Genomic DNA, 16,203 nt, shown 5'->3' with positions numbered 1-16,203 from the left:
GATGACTGCCTCCAGCGCCTTCCAATCGCTGCACCCTCGAATCCAGCGCTACCTCTGGACCAAACAATGGGAGGCGCTGCGTGAGGTCCAGGAATTGGCGATCCCCCTCGTCCTGAGCGCCGACCGGGACGTGATCATCGCCGCCAGCACCGCCTCGGGAAAAACCGAGGCCGCTTTTCTTCCTGCGCTCACGCACCTTCTGAGCACCGACGAAGAGGGCCTGATTGTCTACATCAGCCCTCTAAAGGCGCTCATCAACGACCAGTTTGAACGGCTGCAGCGGCTTTGCGAGGACCTTGAAGTCCCCGTGTGGCCTTGGCACGGAGACATATCGGGCTCGACGAAGCAGCGATTCTTTAAGCACCCCCGTGGCGTGCTCCTGATCACGCCGGAGTCCTTGGAGGCGATGCTCTGCAACCGCGGGACATCCGTTGCGGCAGCGTTCTCAAAGCTCCTGTACGTTGTCGTGGACGAACTCCATGCGTTCATTGGAAGCGAGCGCGGAAAGCAGCTTCAATCGTTGATGCACCGGATCGACGTGCTATTACGGCGGCGAACTCCCCGCCTGGGCCTGTCGGCAACCTTGGGTGACTTTTCGAGCGCCGGGGCCTTCCTACGCCCGGGTGTTGGGGCTGCCCCTGCGTTGGTCAACGCCTCATCAGCCGGAAATGATCTCCAACTGATCATCAAGGGCTACGAACAACCCGCACCTGACGCCGGGTCCGACGAGAATCCGGCTGCTCCCGCTGCGCTGGCCGAGCACCTCTACCGGGTCCTTTCAGGGACGAACAATCTGATCTTCCCCAATAGCCGAAGGGAGGTTGAACGCTACACCCACCTCCTCAACCTGCTGAGCGAACAGGACGGCCGGCCGAGAGAGTTCTGGCCACACCATGGGAGTCTGTCCAAGGAAATACGCACGGACACGGAAGCGGCTCTGAAGCAAAAGGGTCGTCCAGCAAGCGCAGTTTGCACGAACACCCTGGAACTGGGCATCGATATCGGAGCGGTGAAAAGCATCGCGCAGATTGGCCCACCACCTTCCGTGGCCAGCCTTCGCCAACGCCTTGGTCGCTCCGGGCGCCGCCCTGGAGAGCCAGCAGTGTTGCGCGGCTACGTTATCGAGGATGCAATCGACGCTGAGTCGACGTTGAAGACAAGGCTTCGACTGGACACAGTTCAGTCCACTGCGAGCGTCATGCTGCTGCTGGAGAGGTGGTTTGAACCGCCTTCGGTCAACGGGCTACACCTCTCGACGCTGATTCAGCAGTTGCTCTCCTCCATTGCCCAGTACGGCGGACTCAAGGCAGCCCAAGCCTATCAGCTGCTCTGCGCAAATCAGGGACCGTTCCACGGGCTGTCCCAAGACGCGTTTGCAGAGCTGCTTCGCCACCTTGGCCAAGAACAGGTTCTGATTCAAGACGGCTCCGGCTTGCTGCTCCACGGCCCGGTCGGCGACAAGTTGGTCAACCATTACACCTTCTACGCCGCTTTCAACGTCGACGAAGAGTTCCGGATCGTGGCCGCCGGCAAGGCACTAGGCACGCTCCCCGTGTCCCAACTGGTGACCGTCGGCCAGCGTATCTTGTTTGGCGGTCGCACTTGGCTCGTCGAGCAGATCGATGACGCCCAAAAAACGATCTACGTGGCCGCGGCGAAAGGCGGCACCCCGCCTCTTTTCAATGGAACGGGCGGGCAGGTCCACACCCAGGTCCGTCAAAAGATGCGTGGACTGTATCAGCAGGAGATAAAGCCAGACTTCCTGGACCCCACTGCTTCTCGCTTCCTGCAGGAGGCGCAAAGCGCCTACCGTCAATTGCGCCTGGACGGCAAGGTTCTCCTCGACCAAGGCAGCGATGCCTTGCTGCTGACATGGCTGGGAGACTCCGCAAATGAAGCCATCGCCTGCCTCCTGAACGCCCAGGGATTCACTTCTCAGGCCGGTAGGCTGGGCGTGGAAATTTCCAAGGGAGCAAGGAGTCTCGATGATGTGATAAAGGTACTCGGGCGGGTGGCGAAGATGCCATTGCCCTCCCCGGAGACCCTTCTCCAATCTGCGAACAACTTGATCACACAAAAATGGGATAGCTTCCTTCCCTCGCACCTTCTCAGACGCTCCTACGCGTCAATGAAGCTAGACTTGGAAGGGGCTACCGATTGGCTCGTGGGCGCGTTCGGGTAGTCCACCATGTTGTGACCAGTCCAGGGCTGATGCCATCTCCGAGTGAGGCTGTAGCCTCGTTGTCTCATTCGAATTAACCGGATTACTGAAGATGGCCGGCATCGGCTATCGCCCCTTGCTTTGTATATTATTTATTGAACCCCACACACCAATACAGAGTTTCCTTTAAAAGGACGAGCAAAATGGCGAAAGAAGGCCAAAATAGATCTTCGAGCAACAAGACCTCCGCGAAGAAGCAGACTAAGAAGCCAGCCGAAGCAACCGGCAGCGAGTCCCCAGCCAATGCAGCTCAGACACGAAAAGCCTGGGCAAAGAAAGTTCTGGAGAAAGCTATAATCGACGTCGTCGGAGGCCTTCTGGCGACGGGCGCAGTCGCTGGAGGGGGATGGCTCATTGACCACATCAGCAAAGTCATCAATGGCGGTGGCCTCTTCTGGGGCGAGGCGACCACGCCGAAGTCCGCCATTAAGGCAGCAGCAACGCAAGACCGATTGATCTATCTGCAACAGCTATACCTTGATATAGCAGTGTTGCTCGCTACTCATCAAAAACAGCTCAGCAAGCATGCGTCACGGCTGCCTGAGCTGGAACAGCAACTTAGCGCCAACCTAGACATCAGCGTCAAGGTTCGCTCCCCCGGCGAATCCGAGAGGCTTAACCATAAAGTTCTTGCTGCGCTCATTTTCGACAGGTGGGTTGAAGGACTCAAGCCTATGACACCATCTCGTCTGCGCAGGATGTAAGTAGTCGTTTACGCAGGCTGCTCAACCCCGTCGGCAAGACCTCTTTTCCGCCAATGGGGTTGAGCGTTCGCTGAGCGCGCAGTATGCCGCCCTTCACTTTCCAACAGACTCCCCACACACCAGGGCACGCCGCCCTGGTGTCTGGAACTCCGGGATCGTCTTGGCTATCCAATACGCCGAGCATTCCAACCAGAAACCAGCAGTCTTTTGTCAGGATTTCGGCGATTTCATCCTCACCGTAACAGTCGGCTGTGCACTCTCAGGGCAGGTGAAGACATCGCCCCTCCGCTTGCCGCCACACGACAAGAGTGCCAATTGCTTCCGCGCATATCCAAACCGATTACTTCAGCAACAGGCAACAGCGACGAAGGCCGGCGCCATAGTGGTGTCGGCCAGTGTCGCACTTCTGCTCTTTTGATCCCTGCCGCCGACAACCAATCCGCTTTAAGTCACTTGCCGGGCTTATGCTTGTGAGGCTTCAAGCCAGGGGTATTCCCGGGGGTATCCTTGTTATCCCGCCGACGCTTATCCGGCTCGCCGGTGGATGGAGCTATAGGCTTCGGTCCAGGCTTAATCGACATAACTTGACTCCTTCATTGAGAAGGAACGGCCATACAAAGCTGCAACATCGCGCCACGACTGTCAATACAGCCTAACGAGATAAAATAATTCGCTCGCGATTGCCGTTGCCTGCCCTCTCCCATTCTGCCCAGGGAGGCCCGACAGCCTCAGTTCTGTTTCGCAAGTGAGATGAGGTGGCGCAGCGCACGCGCCCGATCCTGGCACGTGTCTACGTTCCACGATGGATGGTAGACCCAAGTCATCAGGGCGGATCCTCCCGCGAAGTCCAGGGACCAGACTTCTCGGGGTTCGATGAATAGTCGCTTGCCCTCTCCTCGATTCACCTGTTGGGAGATGAAGAGCTTTAGCCCTCTACCACCTCACCATGCCCGAAGAGCCGCCAAGCAGTACCCCCAATGCCCCATATCCGCACAACGCCCCTGCGTTCCATAGCGTTGGGGGTCGTTGGTGTGGTCCCAAAGGTAGGCGTAACTGGACGCTTTGACCTGCCCGGTCGCTACCAAGGGCTCCATGGCTTCCGCAAGAGAGCGCTGGAGCGCCGGGGCCTTGTCGGAATGCTGGGCCAGCAGACAGGCCGCGTCCGCCCCGTCTTGGCCCACTTGCGCCCCGGTCGGCCAGCCACGGGCCGCAACGGTGGACTTCAGCCGAGCGGTGTGCACCGCATCGACGGCACTGTGCCCCCTCTCCTCGCCCTCGGCAGTCAGTGAGAGGTCCCGCACCGCCTGACCGGCATCCTTCATCCGCAGGAGCTCACCGCGCAGCTCGGGCTCAGTGGGCGTCGCACCGCTGGCTCCCAGCGGCGCGAAGAGGATCGCAATTACTAACAATGGACAGACCCGTTGCGCCACAGCTCCGCCTCCAAAGTGAGTTCTCAGCCCTCAATTCTCCGCAACGTTTATCAGCCGTACAGAACTAACATAACAACCCAAAGGGCGCTGTTAGCTTATAGAAATTAAACAGTACCGTAATGACTGCGATTCGACATAATTCTTATCTAGGCAAGCCATTGATTTTCAAGGATTGAATCCCTCCAATTCCTGCGTAATTTTTTTCCCTGAAGAAGCAGCAATGGGCACTCACAATAGATGCCTACGGTCGGTACACGGATGACCCAATCCTATTGACGATTACTGAGGCTGGTTTATCCGTACTTCCATCGAAAACGATGGAAGCTCGCAATGCCCCTGACTCACCCCTCAAGTCCGCTCCAATCTTACCTGGACGACCCCAACGGCTCGCTGGAGATGTCCGATATCCGGATCGGCAGGCTCAGCATCGGAAAATTGGTGATCACCAGCCGAGAGGCCGCGATCCAGGCCCAAGAGATTCTCAATGCCGCCTATGAGCGCAGCCGGCGCGCACGCTCGACGAAGAACGGCACACGGTATCCCGAGCCGCTGCCCGTGGGCACACCGGGGCGATCGCTCTCCGTAGAGATTGACGACTACATCCGCAATCGCGGCGACTACAGCTGCCTGGCCAGAGAGACAGTCGAGGCAACTTCTCGCACCCTACGGCTGCTTCTAATGACCTGCGGGGACATACCAGTCACCCGCATCGACCACGCTCATATCTACAAGCTGTGGGACCTCATTCGCTGGGCCCCAGACCGTCTGCTGTCCGATCCTGAGTACTGCAGGTTTACCTACGATCAGGCGGTCGCGCGCGGAAAGCAACTCAACGTGACCCCACCGGCCCCCGCCACACTTGAGAAACACCGGCGCTTCCTATCGACCTTCTTCAAGAAGCTTGAGAAATCCAAGGCCATCGGTGCCTCACCGATGGTCGCCTTCGACGAGATCAAGAAGGACTTGGTCGTAGATCCGAACAAGCCCGAGCGCCTGTTTGACGATGCAGAACTCAAGCGCATCTTCGACCATGGGACATATGTCCCATGGGCTAGCAAGTACCCCCACCGCTGGTGGCTCCCCATCCTCGGTCTCTGCACAGGCGCGCGCATCAACGAGATCGCCCAGCTCAAACTGGCGGACGTGGTGCAAGAGTCCGGCGTATGGTGCATCCGGATCCAGAAGACCGTCGATCCCGACCTGGCGCACAAGACCCGCAACCGAAGCCGTCAGCGCCTGAAAGGGAAGTCAGCCATTCGAACCCTCCCCATACCTTCCCAAGTGCTTGATGCGGGCTTTCTGGATTTCGTGGAGGATATCCGCGCGTGTGGCCATCCTCGATTGTTCCCCCACCTGACCGCCGGCGTGAATCGCAAGACAGGCGAATCCAACCAGCGCTACAGCCAAGCGGTGCTCAACCAGTTCAGCACCTACTTGAAGAGCCTGGGCTTTGGGAAGGGTATTGGCCTGCATGCCTTCCGGCACACCATCGCCACGGAGCTCCATCACGAGGGTGTGCCCGACGAAGACATTGCCTTGCTGACCGGCCACAGCATCAGCAAGAAGGTCCCGGTGCTGCATGAGGCTTACTTCCACAAGAAGCCCCAGCTCGCGCGAAGGAAACAGATCGACCTTCTGAACCGCTACGCGCCACCAGTGCAGTTGCCGATCTACCAGCGGGGACAGTTTGCGAAACAACTAAGCGACCCAGGCAAGTTCTACCCGTAAGATCGACAGCTGTTGCCTGGGCCTTACCGAATTTTGAAGGAGGGCTTGGGCTCACCAGCGAGCGTTCGCATCGCATTCCATTTGGAATTACCCTAAAGCCCTCACCGCTCGGACCTAACAGATGACCATCGATGTCAGCGGCCTGTCGGCCGAAGAACTCAAAGCCCTAATCGCTCAGGCAGAAACGCAACAAACCAAGGTGCTGACACGGCCCAAGGCTGCCGCCATGCGAGCCAAGATCAATCAATACGTCAAAGACCACGGTTACACGATTGAGGAGCTCTACGGAGCCGTTTCAACGGCCTCTTCCGAGGGCTCCAAGAAGCGCACCGGCCGCAAACCCGTGAAGTCCGCCGGCAGCAAGGTCGCCCCTAAGTACCGCAATCCGGCCAACCCCAGCGAAACGTGGTCCGGCCGTGGCCGCCAACCAAGGTGGCTGGCTGCGCTGGTCCAGAAGGGGAAAGAGCCCAGCGAGTTCTTGATCAAGTAGTCCAAAGTGCAGGTCGAAGGTCGAAGGCGAATCAACGCCCAAGACCTTTGTCGGCACGTACGCGGGCGCATGGGAAGGTCTGAGACCGGTTGCCATGAACGGCGGATACGCTCGAGCGAAGGCACCGATCGGTTCCACCCAACATTTCAGGACAGGACATGCGCCCATTCGCAGGCGTGCTCAAGGTAGAGTTCCTCGATAGGGTGGGCCAACGGTGGACCAAGCCTCCGCTGCGGCGACGCTTGGAAGTGCTTCAGACGCTGTCAAAACTGTTTGACCAGTTTCACCAGATGGGGTTGGCCGACCCTCATTTCTCCAGACTTCTGGCTCGGGGTTCTCACGCGGAACACCACCAAAGGCTCGCGGAGATGCTCTTGGCAAAGTACCTTTGGGATGATGGCTTCTCGTTGACCAGCGCCCCTGCTGGACCGGACTTCAACGCAGCGAAGAACGGTCATTCGGTGTGGATCGAGCTGGTTACTCCCGAGCCCAAGGGGATCGACCCTCACTGGCTGAACGTCTCCCACCAAGAAGGCGTGTGGACCTATCCCCACGAAGCGATCGCACTGCGCTATACCAGCGCGCTGAAGGAAAAGCACCAGAAACTTGTGGGAGATCCAGGGAAGAGCGCCGGCTATTTGGCCAAAGGCATCGTGTTGCCGGGCGAGAGCTACGTTGTCGCAATTAACCAGCATCTCCTGCAGGGCGCCTTTCGTTCGCTAAGCGGCATCAGCCAAGCGCCTGTGGCTGGTGAAGTGGTCTATGCGATTGGACCGCAGCAGCTGCATCTAAGCCGCTCCACCGGACAGGCGCTCCATTCAGACCATGCCCACCGACCTTCGCTGAGCAAAGCCGGCCAAGCCGGCGGAAGGGTGGGCGTGCCTGCGGACAGCTTTCTCAATTCGGCATACGATCCCGTTTCAGCAGTTTGGGCGCTTGACCTTCAGGAGGCAGCCCTGATCTCCAGCACCGCGCCGCACTTTCCCGCTGTTCATTTGTCCGCAATGATCCACAACGAAAGGGCCACCTCGAGAGTGCCGCCCCACTTGCTGCCTGCGCAGGAGGACTGGATCGGAAGGACGACGGCCTCTTCCATAGAGTTGTGTCGACTCTAGCAATCGAGAACCGGCTTGTTGTGCTCGGAAATGAAAAGAATGGCTCGGCGAAACGAATCACTCTCTGCTTGCTGAAGGAACCAGGATGTTCGACATCCCGCGCAACATGAAACTGCTTCATCAAGGCGAAGAGGAACTTCATGAGCGCTCCGTTGCTCTGATCGCATCCCATCGAGATCTTTCAGATCACTTGGCCTTGGTAGAGCGGGCCATGGACGTTCTGGACGTGCTCCGCCAGCACCACCAAGCCAATGATGACGAGCGTACCGTGAGCCACCTCGCGATACGCTGTTTCAATCACTTTGCTGGGTCATGGAAGTTGACGGCCTCGGGCTACTACCAAGCGGCTGCGCTCCTTCTCCGAGACGTTGTTGAAACCACCTACTTGATCAACGCCTTCCACATCGACCCTCCCCACATTGCCATGTGGCGTACGGCTGACCGCAAGACGAAGAAGGCACTCTTCGCTCCCGCAGCGGTTAGGAAGCGTTTGGACGCGGACATGGGAGTCGCACGCAGTCGGCGGGAACAGATCTATGCCACGTTTTCCAGCCTGGCTGGACACCCCTCGGTCGAAGGGTTTGCGATGCTTCGGCCCATGGGCATGGACGCGCACAACGGCCCATTTCTCGACCCGACGGCGCTGCGCGCACTTTTGGAAGAGCTAGGTAAGCTAGCGGCCCAAACCGGACATGCATTTTGTGCCTTCCTTGACTTGTCTAAACCGGCCGCCGCGCAAGTTGCACACCGATTCATCGCACTTGCCATGGACTATTCAGGACTCTATCTAGGCCACTCTTACACTGACGAAGAACGCGCAGAGGTCGATCGACTGTACTCAGAAATCGATCAGAGCTGACCACGCCGCTCAAACCTGCCCGGACACGAAGTCCCCGACCATTAGGTCCCGCCGTGCCCTCCAGCGGCCTGGTCCGGCCGACCCACGAATCCTTGGCTTTTCCAGCCAAGAAACGATGATCCAGTTTTAAAGAGCGCCGAGGTCTTTCACGACAGCTTGGCCCGGCTGAAGGAACCCCAGTAACAACCGCCCTCCGGCCACTCGCCTGCCCGCCCTTTCGTTGAGCCACTGCGCCTGCCGCCGGCCCGCCTCGAACAGGGCCGGCGTTGCCATTGAGGGCGGCCAATCCTGCAAGGGCTCACCAGGCGACGAGAGCTGCCCCGTGATCGGCTGGACCACCGCAGGCACCTCCGCGTCGTGTTTGGCATAGGCGGTGGCCATCATGCGTCCGCTTCTGGGGGACCATCCGCCCAGCACCAGCTCCGTGGTGCAGTATTCTGCCGGCAAGCCCGCTTCAGCCACCGCTTTAGCGTAGTTCGGCCAAAGCTGGTCAATGACCCGCCCCAACTCCGCCGTCAGCTGCTCCAGGGTGAAGTCCGCTCGAAAACTGGCTTCCAACGAGAGCTGGTAGATGCGCAGGAAGAACTGGGCCGACCCTCGGGTCGCCAGCAAGATCTGGTGCTGAGGAATGAGCAGCACCTTCGCACCTGCCGAAGCTTGGCCGCTTAGGGCGTCTTCCGCCCAGGTATCTACCGTCACGACCAACTGGTCAGCGCTCAGCAAAACGGTAAGGATGCTCATGGGAAAAGTCTGGCGGCCTATGCCCCACTATCCAACCTTCCCCCCGCACCTGTCGAGCCTTCCTATGGAGCACCATGGGTAATTTCCTAACCCCTCGGTAGAGATGGTGATGCTGGGAAGCGGCGGGGGCTATATTGATGAAGCGATGAAGGCCGGTGCCTACATTCGACGCAAGGAACTGGGTACCACCCTTTACATCAACTGCGACTCCGCGTGCCCCTTGGTCTTCATGGCAGGGGTTGAACGGCTGAACTGGTCGCCCTACCCCAAGTTGGGATTCCATCAGATCTACACACCCGATGGCCAAGCCGCACGCTTGGCAGCCAACCCTACTGCCAAGTGTTTAGCTACCTGACCCGCATGGGCATTGAACCTCGTTACGTGCTGCAGAACATGTGGTCGGCGCCACCGGCGGGCAGGATCAGCGTGGATGAACATGACGAGGATCCCTGCCAGGTCAACATCACGACCTGGATTCAGCGGCGTTGCTCCAACCGAGACTACGAGCATCCGTGAGTGCCAGCCCCTTGTTCCGGCCCGTGGCACGTCATATAAAGCACCTGCCGGTCGCTAAAGCGTCGGTGTTGTGCCCGCATAGCCAATAGGCTCCGGGTGCCCGAGGTCCACCCAATAGGGGGCGCGGGAATCCTTTTCGATTCCGGAGCCCGCCGTTGAGCACGAAGACCCTCAAAGCCCTGCGCACCCGTTCTTTCCACGCCCAGCAAGGCCGTTGCTACTACTGCAGCAGTCCAATGTGGCTGTGCTCGCCCGAGGAGTTGGGCCTGCGCCCCCGTTCTGCCGCCCCTTTCCGATGCACGGCAGAACACCTACTGGCCCGCCGGGACGGTGGGAGGGACGTGGCGGGCAATGTCGTAGCCTCGTGCCACCTGTGTAACCTCCGGCGCCACAAGCGCCCCACTCCGGCTCCCTCGCCAGAGGTGTATCGCGACCGGGTCCAACGGCGCGTGGCCCAAGGAAAGTGGCACGTGCCCTGCCCCAGATTGGCCGTCTCCAGCCATGCGCAACCGATTACCATGGAACCGTCGGTGCGGTGACGCCTCCTCACCGGCGTTTCCAGGGGACATATGGGACAGGGAATGGCAAAGGAATGGGCCCCGTCATGGGTGGGCCAGCACGTAACGGGATCGTCGGACTGGCGCTTGCGCTTGGAGGGCCTGGAGCTCGCCTTGGCGCTGAACGGGCGCACCCACCGGGTCAATGTCGAAGACGAGGCCACTTACCGCGTCAATGCCGGCACCTTCTGGACCGATATCACGTTCCATCCGGAGCGGCACGGGGAAGTGAAGGCCGACGGTTTGCCCAACGCCCAGGGCGCCGCCTTGGTTCAAGCGTTGAACTTGGCGTTGAGGGAGAAGCGCCTGCGGGATGACGTGACGTTCCTCCAAGGCGCGCAGCGCGCAATCGACGCGTGGCTGGATCACAAGGCAGAACAAGAGCGGGCCTGCTTCGAGCAGCGCCGCTGGTTCACCCACGAGCAGCAGGAGGACGTTCTCGCTGCCCGCCCCACGGTTGACCCAGCCGCCCTCCGATCGCGCCTGAAGAAACCGGGCGTGGCGGTCCGGCTGGGACCAGCTGCCCAGGCGATCCAACGCTCGCTGGTGGCGTGGGAAGCCGACCACCGCCCGGCTTGGGCCGCGCTCAACGCCGCCCACGTGGAACGCGAATTGGTGGCCTGCAAAGACTTGCTGGGCCGGGTGGAAAGCAAACCGCTCACCCCGGAACAGGCAAGGGCCGTCGTGTGCTTCGACAACCGCGTGCAGGTGGTGGCCTCGGCCGGCTCGGGCAAGACTTCGACCATGGTGGCCAAGGCGGCCTACGCCACCCACCGCGGGTTCGTGGATCCCAAGCGAATCGTCCTGCTGGCGTTCAACACGGACGCCGCCGAAGAGCTCAAGAAGCGCGCGGTCTTGGCGTTTGAGCGCTTGGGCATGGGGGACGTAACTGTAGAGGCGTCCACCTTCCATGCTCTGGGCTTGCGCCTCATCGGCAAGGCCACCAGGGAGAAGCCCGACGTTTCCGACTGGGCCACCGACGCGGCTGGTGCCGTGCGAAAACTCACCGACCTCGTGGACCAGCTCAAAGACCGGTCGCCCACGTTCCGCCGCCAGTGGGACCTGTTTCGCTTCGTCTTTGGAAAGGACCTTCCAGCGTTTGGTGCACCGGAGCCGTCAGATGCGTGGGACGCCCAGGGCAAGGGCGCGCTGGTCACCAACCGCGGCGAGCGGGTGAAGAGCGTGGAAGAGGTGATGATCGCCAACCTGCTCTTCTTGAACGGAGTCGATTACCGCTACGAGTCCCCCTACCCCCACCGCACCGCCGACGAAACGCATCGGCAGTACAAGCCCGATTTCTACTACCCCGACTTGAACCTGTTCCACGAGCACTTCGCGCTCGACGCCGACGGCGTGCCGCCAGCGCACTTCGAAGGATACCTGGAAGGAGTGATCTGGAAGCGACAGCTTCACGCTGAGAAAGGCACGGAGCTGTTTGAAACCACCAGCCACGGGTTGCGCCACGGCGACGATTTTGATCGGCTGGAGCGCGAACTGACCGCCCGTGGGTTGGTGCTCGATCCCAATCCAGACCGGGAGATTCCCAAGGAGGGCCAGCAGCCCATGGCATCGGTCGAGCTCATTAAGTTGCTGCGCCCGTTCATGAGCCATGCCAAGAGCAACGGTCTGAGCGCCTCGGATCTGCGGCAGCGGCTGGCCGTGATGCCCGCCGACACCTTCAAGCTGCGCTACCAGATGTTCCTGGACATTGCCATTCCGGTGATGGCGGCGTGGGACGAAGCCTTGGCAGCAGAGGATGGCATCGACTTTGAGGACATGCTCAACCTCGCCGCCGGCCATTTGGAAGGCGGGCGCGTGGAATCGCCTTACGACCTGGTGATGGCCGACGAGTTCCAAGACGCCTCGCGCGCCCGGGCCCGGTTGTGCCGTGCACTGGTCCAAGGCAAAGGCCGCTTCCTCTTCGCTGTGGGCGACGATTGGCAGTCGATCAACCGCTTTGCCGGCGCGGACGTGTCGGTGATGACCGGCTTTCGCCAGTGGTTTGGGCATGGCCAAGTGCTCAAGCTGGAGCAAACGTTCCGGTGCCCCCAGGCGCTGTGCGACGTCTCCAGCGCGTTTGTCTCCAAGAACCCGGGGCAGATCGCCAAGCGCGTGCATTCGGCCACCCCTGCCCATGGCCCAGTGCTCCAAGCGTTCCAGGTGGAAACCAAGGACCAGCTGGCCGATGCAATCGACCGCTTCGTGGTGAACTTGGCCGAGGGGGTGCGCAATGGCACGATCCCGCCGGGGCGTAACGGCAAGGTGTCGGTTTACATCTTGGGCCGCTACAACGCTGATCGGCAGTATGTGCCCACGAAGCAGAGCCGGTTCAACCGCTGGGTGGAGGTTTCGTTCCTGACCATCCACCGCTCTAAAGGTAGCGAAGCAGACTACGTGATTTTACCGGAGATGCTCAGTCTGTTGAGGGGGCGCAGCTTCCCGAACACCCGCACCGATGATCCAGTGTTAGCCTTGGCTATGCCCGAAGGAGACACGTTCCCGCTGGGCGAAGAGCGCAGGCTGTTCTACGTGGCCCTGACCCGGGCCCGGCGCACCGTAGCGATGTTTACCTCCCGGGGCCAACGCTCCAAGTTCATCGATGAACTCATCGAGGAGGGTGTCCTCTCCCTCACGAGCGTGGACGGCGAAGAGATTCAAGAACGCTCATGCCCCGCCTGCAAACAAGGCGTCATCCTCGTCAAGAGTAGCAAGAACGGTTTGTTCGAGGCTTGCTCCAACTTTCCGATTTGCCGATTCAAGCCCGTCAAACAACGAAGTGGCCCAGCCCGCGCCACAAGAACAAGCGCAGGTCGTTCTGTAGCTCAAGTGCTAAGGCAAAACGCGAATGTGGATCCTACAGTCCTTCAATCGCTTATGAACATGCGCGGCGAGATAGCACGAAGAGCCAACGTTCCCCCTTACATCATTTTTCACGACTCGACTCTTCGAACCATCGCTGTGCACCGCCCGACTTCGCTGAATCAATTGCGGCTGCTGCCCGGCTTGACGAGCGCAAAGGTCGATCGCTACGGCGCGGAGCTGCTTCGGGCTGTTCGTCAACCACACAACAACAACCAAAAGAATTCTCCAACGTGAAACTCTTTGACCTCCTGAAGCTGCAAGAGCCGGCCTTCGACCCTCAACAGGCGAAAGTCCATTTGGCGCGCTACAACCGACGGGAGCAACCTATCGACGTGTACCGACATGGTGGATTCGAAGAGTGGCAGCGCTGGCAAAACGGCAACAACTTCACGCTGCCCCAGGTCGTCAGCCTGATCGACGATTGCCAAGGGCGGTGGATGTTTGCCGGATTGTTTCTGCAACAGGGGTTCATCATCGATCCTGACCCCACGCCCCATCACTACTACTCACTTAAGCGCATGCCAGGCACGGAAGACCTAGAGGGGCGCCTGTTCTGTGTGAGCAGCTACAAATCCAGGCAATCCTACGTTCACTGCGCCACCGTGGCAGACATGGCCGTGGTGGAACTGCTACCCGAAAAAATCACTGTGGGTCCCTTCCCCGGCTACAAGCAGGTCAACCTCAGCAAGGACGAACTGGATCTGCTAGTTAGGCACAGCACCCAATCATGGCGCACAGCCTTGTCGAGCGTGAAAGGGATCTACCTCATCACCGACAAGGCCACCGGCAAACTCTACGTGGGCAAGGCCGATGGGGAGAATGGAATTTGGGGCCGCTGGTGCCAGTATTCGAGCACCGGCCACGGCCACAACAGAGGCTTGGTGCAGGAGCTGGGACTGACCGCAAGCGAGCGGCAACGGGATTTGCATTTCTCTCTCTTGGAAATTGCCGATCTTCAATCCACCCGCCAGGAGATATTGGACCGGGAGGGGCACTGGAAAGACATCCTGATGAGCCGTTCGCTGGATCGCGGCTACAACCGCAACTGAGGCCCTCAGAAAACTAGGACCGAACGAGCGACTTGAAGGAACGAACTGAACCAGTGACGATGGACGCCCCGCATACTCATGGACACCTGTCACGATGCAAGGAATGTCAGATCCCAGCGATGCATTGAAGATATTTCAGAAAGCCATTCTTGAAGGTCCGGTCGATCTAGAAAAGGGTCAAGTGGATCCGACGGTATACGTTCACCTTCACCGGGGACAGGCTATACCACAATACACATACGTCCTGCTGGAAGGGAAAACGGTGCGATCGTTTGCAACGTTTGCCCTGAACGGCACCTACAAGGGCTGTCCCAACCTTGCGGTGGGCTACGCAGTGCCCAAGGCCTACCGCAACAAGGGACTGGCCAAGGCCATCCTTCGCGCTGGCATCGCCGAAATGCGGAACGGCTTTAAGGGCATGTCGCCGTTCTACGTCGAGGCTGTTGTGAGCGAAAAGAACACGTCATCTCTGAAAGTAGCCGAGGCCGTGCTCGGTAAAGCGCTTGAACGATTCAACGATGGTCACTCGGGTGAGCCCGCGGTTCGATTCGCGTGCAAGTTCGAAACCGCCCCTTCCCACACTCGGGATTTCAACAATGGATCTCAAAAGCCTGGCCACGCTGGGTGACCTGTCCGGCCCACTGGAACTCCTGTCGAAGGGACCGAAGGCCCTAGCGGCGTGGATGGAGAAGCGCACAGAGCAGCGATACGAGGAATTCATCCGAGCAGCCCTTGAGAGCGATGTGTTCCCTGAAAACGCGGAGGCCATGACTTCGGAAGATTTCCTCGCCATGCTCAGGGCGCTGGAAGTGGACATCGAGGCCGAGAAGGCCACCGTCTATGGTCGCCTTGCCTGTTCAATCGCCACCGGCAAAACAGCAGGCCATCTCAAACGCCAGTTCATCAAAGCGCTGAGCGATCTATCGTTTGGCCAGGTCGATCTTCTGCGCCGCGCTTGGATCGCCGAGCGCCACCACGTGTTTCCCGGCGCCGGCGGGGGTGACCTGGACCCAAAGGAATTCCTTGGGCTGCGATCGAAAAGCAGCATCAACCGTCAGACCTTTGAACGCTGGGGGCTGATCGAAGAGAAAGGACTGAGCCTCGCCGGCCGCCGGTTCGTGGAAGCTTGTTTTACTAGCGAGGAGCTAGTGCCGTCCTCAGTGGGCTTTCAAGAATGGGCCAAGGGTCACATCCACATCGTTTGCAACGAAATGGATACGCCAAGTTGCCACGACTTCCTGCTGAAGTTGGAGGCGGAAGGCCATAGAGAGGCTATCCATGTCCACAACAGCGCCGCATTTCGGGGACGTCCCAACCGTCTGCTGGCATCCGGATCCGTCATGGTAGTCCTCCTCACAGACAAACCCCTGCGTCTCTCAGACGAATGGGCCACGGTGGAAGACGCCATCCGAGGACAGGCACTCGTTGTGGTGGTCACTACCGATCCGACTGCGTCGCTGCCCGCCGTCTTGGAGGATCTGGAATGCATAGAGGCGTCACCGGAGCGTGCTGGAGAAGCTGTGAAAACGATCCTGGAACGCTTTGAAGAAAAAGGGTTCCGGGGCACCTAAGCCAATGGTTCCAGAACGTGACCTCGCCAACCATTGGCCGCTTGAGAGCTTCCATCGGAACGGCGACGATGAGATAGCGGCCGGCTTCACTGTTCCCGAGGGTTACCGAAACCGGATTCGCACCAAGGCCATTCTTGCCGCGGGCATTGCAGAGCTCCAAAACGGCTTTCGCGGACATCCGCCCTTCTACATCGAAGCGCTGGTGAGCGTGGACAATCCCGCTTCACAGAACGTGGCCCAGGAGGTTCTGGACGACGAACCTGCGCCAATCGTCGATGACCACTCGCACAAGCCCGCCCTTCGATACGCAAAACTGTTCCCAACCGGCAGCTAAAGCCCTACTTTGGGCCCTACAGACAG

General features: G+C 59.6%; 13 protein-coding genes. 11 read left to right on the top strand and 2 right to left on the bottom strand.

The features are described from left to right. The first annotated feature begins 1 nt into the window (after position 1). Positions 2-2,182, top strand: a complete 2,181-nt coding sequence (locus tag ROV93_RS01070; RefSeq protein ID WP_312538440.1) for a DEAD/DEAH box helicase — start codon at positions 2-4, stop codon at positions 2,180-2,182. A 182-nt stretch (positions 2,183-2,364) separates the two neighbouring features. Further along, positions 2,365-2,925, top strand: coding sequence for a hypothetical protein (locus tag ROV93_RS01065; protein WP_312538438.1), 561 nt, complete (start codon positions 2,365-2,367; stop codon positions 2,923-2,925). A gap of 941 nt (positions 2,926-3,866) precedes the next feature. On the opposite strand, the gene ROV93_RS01060 is transcribed toward ROV93_RS01065, so the two are convergent. Beyond that, complete coding sequence (locus ROV93_RS01060) at positions 3,867-4,247, bottom strand: DUF6624 domain-containing protein (protein ID WP_312539395.1); 381 nt, start codon at positions 4,245-4,247, stop codon at positions 3,867-3,869. Positions 4,248-4,685: 438 nt separating this feature from the next. On the opposite strand from ROV93_RS01060, the gene ROV93_RS01055 reads away from it, so the two are divergent. The 4 genes from ROV93_RS01055 (at position 4,686) to ROV93_RS01040 (ending at position 8,547) form a co-directional block, all read left to right on the top strand. Further along, positions 4,686-6,083, top strand: a complete 1,398-nt coding sequence (locus tag ROV93_RS01055; RefSeq protein WP_312538437.1) for a site-specific integrase — start codon at positions 4,686-4,688, stop codon at positions 6,081-6,083. A gap of 121 nt (positions 6,084-6,204) precedes the next feature. Next, positions 6,205-6,573 carry an H-NS histone family protein gene (locus ROV93_RS01050; RefSeq protein ID WP_312538435.1) on the top strand — a complete coding sequence of 123 codons (369 nt, stop codon included), beginning with the start codon at positions 6,205-6,207 and terminating at the stop codon, positions 6,571-6,573. A 158-nt stretch (positions 6,574-6,731) separates the two neighbouring features. Further along, the gene (locus ROV93_RS01045) at positions 6,732-7,688 is read left to right on the top strand and encodes a hypothetical protein (protein ID WP_312538434.1); all 957 of its coding nucleotides are present in this window, start codon (positions 6,732-6,734) and stop codon (positions 7,686-7,688) included. Positions 7,689-7,773: 85 nt separating this feature from the next. Beyond that, the gene (locus tag ROV93_RS01040) at positions 7,774-8,547 is read left to right on the top strand and encodes a hypothetical protein (protein ID WP_312538433.1); all 774 of its coding nucleotides are present in this window, start codon (positions 7,774-7,776) and stop codon (positions 8,545-8,547) included. 126 nt (positions 8,548-8,673) lie between these two features. Here the strand turns inward: ROV93_RS01040 and ROV93_RS01035 are convergent, their stop codons facing one another. Further along, complete coding sequence (locus ROV93_RS01035) at positions 8,674-9,288, bottom strand: hypothetical protein (RefSeq protein WP_312538432.1); 615 nt, start codon at positions 9,286-9,288, stop codon at positions 8,674-8,676. A 1,097-nt stretch (positions 9,289-10,385) separates the two neighbouring features. On the opposite strand from ROV93_RS01035, the gene ROV93_RS01030 reads away from it, so the two are divergent. From ROV93_RS01030 to ROV93_RS01010, 5 genes are all read left to right on the top strand, one after another. Further along, complete coding sequence (locus ROV93_RS01030; protein ID WP_312538429.1) at positions 10,386-13,457, top strand: UvrD-helicase domain-containing protein; 3,072 nt, start codon at positions 10,386-10,388, stop codon at positions 13,455-13,457. After that, positions 13,454-14,272, top strand: coding sequence for a GIY-YIG nuclease family protein (locus ROV93_RS01025; RefSeq protein ID WP_312538428.1), 819 nt, complete (start codon positions 13,454-13,456; stop codon positions 14,270-14,272). Before ROV93_RS01030 ends, ROV93_RS01025 begins: the two co-directional genes overlap by 4 nt. A gap of 103 nt (positions 14,273-14,375) precedes the next feature. Then, positions 14,376-14,900 (top strand): GNAT family N-acetyltransferase, encoded by a 525-nt coding sequence (locus tag ROV93_RS01020; protein WP_152906208.1) that lies wholly within the window; start codon positions 14,376-14,378, stop codon positions 14,898-14,900. Beyond that, the gene (locus tag ROV93_RS01015) at positions 14,869-15,843 is read left to right on the top strand and encodes a hypothetical protein (protein ID WP_312538426.1); all 975 of its coding nucleotides are present in this window, start codon (positions 14,869-14,871) and stop codon (positions 15,841-15,843) included. Before ROV93_RS01020 ends, ROV93_RS01015 begins: the two co-directional genes overlap by 32 nt. After that, on the top strand, positions 15,815-16,177 hold the full coding sequence (locus ROV93_RS01010; protein ID WP_312538425.1) for a hypothetical protein: 363 nt from the start codon (positions 15,815-15,817) through the stop codon (positions 16,175-16,177). Before ROV93_RS01015 ends, ROV93_RS01010 begins: the two co-directional genes overlap by 29 nt. Positions 16,178-16,203: the final 26 nt, after the last annotated feature.

Origin of the sequence: Stenotrophomonas maltophilia group sp. msm4, assembly GCF_032025605.1 — a bacterium.
Taxonomy (GTDB): domain Bacteria; phylum Pseudomonadota; class Gammaproteobacteria; order Xanthomonadales; family Xanthomonadaceae; genus Stenotrophomonas; species Stenotrophomonas sepilia.
Note: the sequence above shows the minus strand (reverse complement) of the source record. Positions and strands in the feature narration are given on the sequence as shown.

What these genes read in the sequence shown, in the direction of transcription:
- ROV93_RS01055 (WP_312538437.1), top strand. Translation starts at nt 4,686, where the DNA reads ATGCCCCTGACTCACCCCTCAAGTCCGCTCCAATCTTACCTGGACGAC.
- ROV93_RS01060 (WP_312539395.1), bottom strand. Translation starts at nt 4,247, where the DNA reads ATGAAGGATGCCGGTCAGGCGGTGCGGGACCTCTCACTGACTGCCGAG.
- ROV93_RS01070 (WP_312538440.1), top strand. Translation starts at nt 2, where the DNA reads ATGACTGCCTCCAGCGCCTTCCAATCGCTGCACCCTCGAATCCAGCGC.
- ROV93_RS01020 (WP_152906208.1), top strand. Translation starts at nt 14,376, where the DNA reads ATGTCAGATCCCAGCGATGCATTGAAGATATTTCAGAAAGCCATTCTT.
- ROV93_RS01030 (WP_312538429.1), top strand. Translation starts at nt 10,386, where the DNA reads ATGGCAAAGGAATGGGCCCCGTCATGGGTGGGCCAGCACGTAACGGGA.
- ROV93_RS01050 (WP_312538435.1), top strand. Translation starts at nt 6,205, where the DNA reads ATGACCATCGATGTCAGCGGCCTGTCGGCCGAAGAACTCAAAGCCCTA.
- ROV93_RS01035 (WP_312538432.1), bottom strand. Translation starts at nt 9,288, where the DNA reads ATGAGCATCCTTACCGTTTTGCTGAGCGCTGACCAGTTGGTCGTGACG.
- ROV93_RS01065 (WP_312538438.1), top strand. Translation starts at nt 2,365, where the DNA reads ATGGCGAAAGAAGGCCAAAATAGATCTTCGAGCAACAAGACCTCCGCG.
- ROV93_RS01015 (WP_312538426.1), top strand. Translation starts at nt 14,869, where the DNA reads ATGGATCTCAAAAGCCTGGCCACGCTGGGTGACCTGTCCGGCCCACTG.
- ROV93_RS01040 (WP_312538433.1), top strand. Translation starts at nt 7,774, where the DNA reads ATGTTCGACATCCCGCGCAACATGAAACTGCTTCATCAAGGCGAAGAG.
- ROV93_RS01045 (WP_312538434.1), top strand. Translation starts at nt 6,732, where the DNA reads ATGCGCCCATTCGCAGGCGTGCTCAAGGTAGAGTTCCTCGATAGGGTG.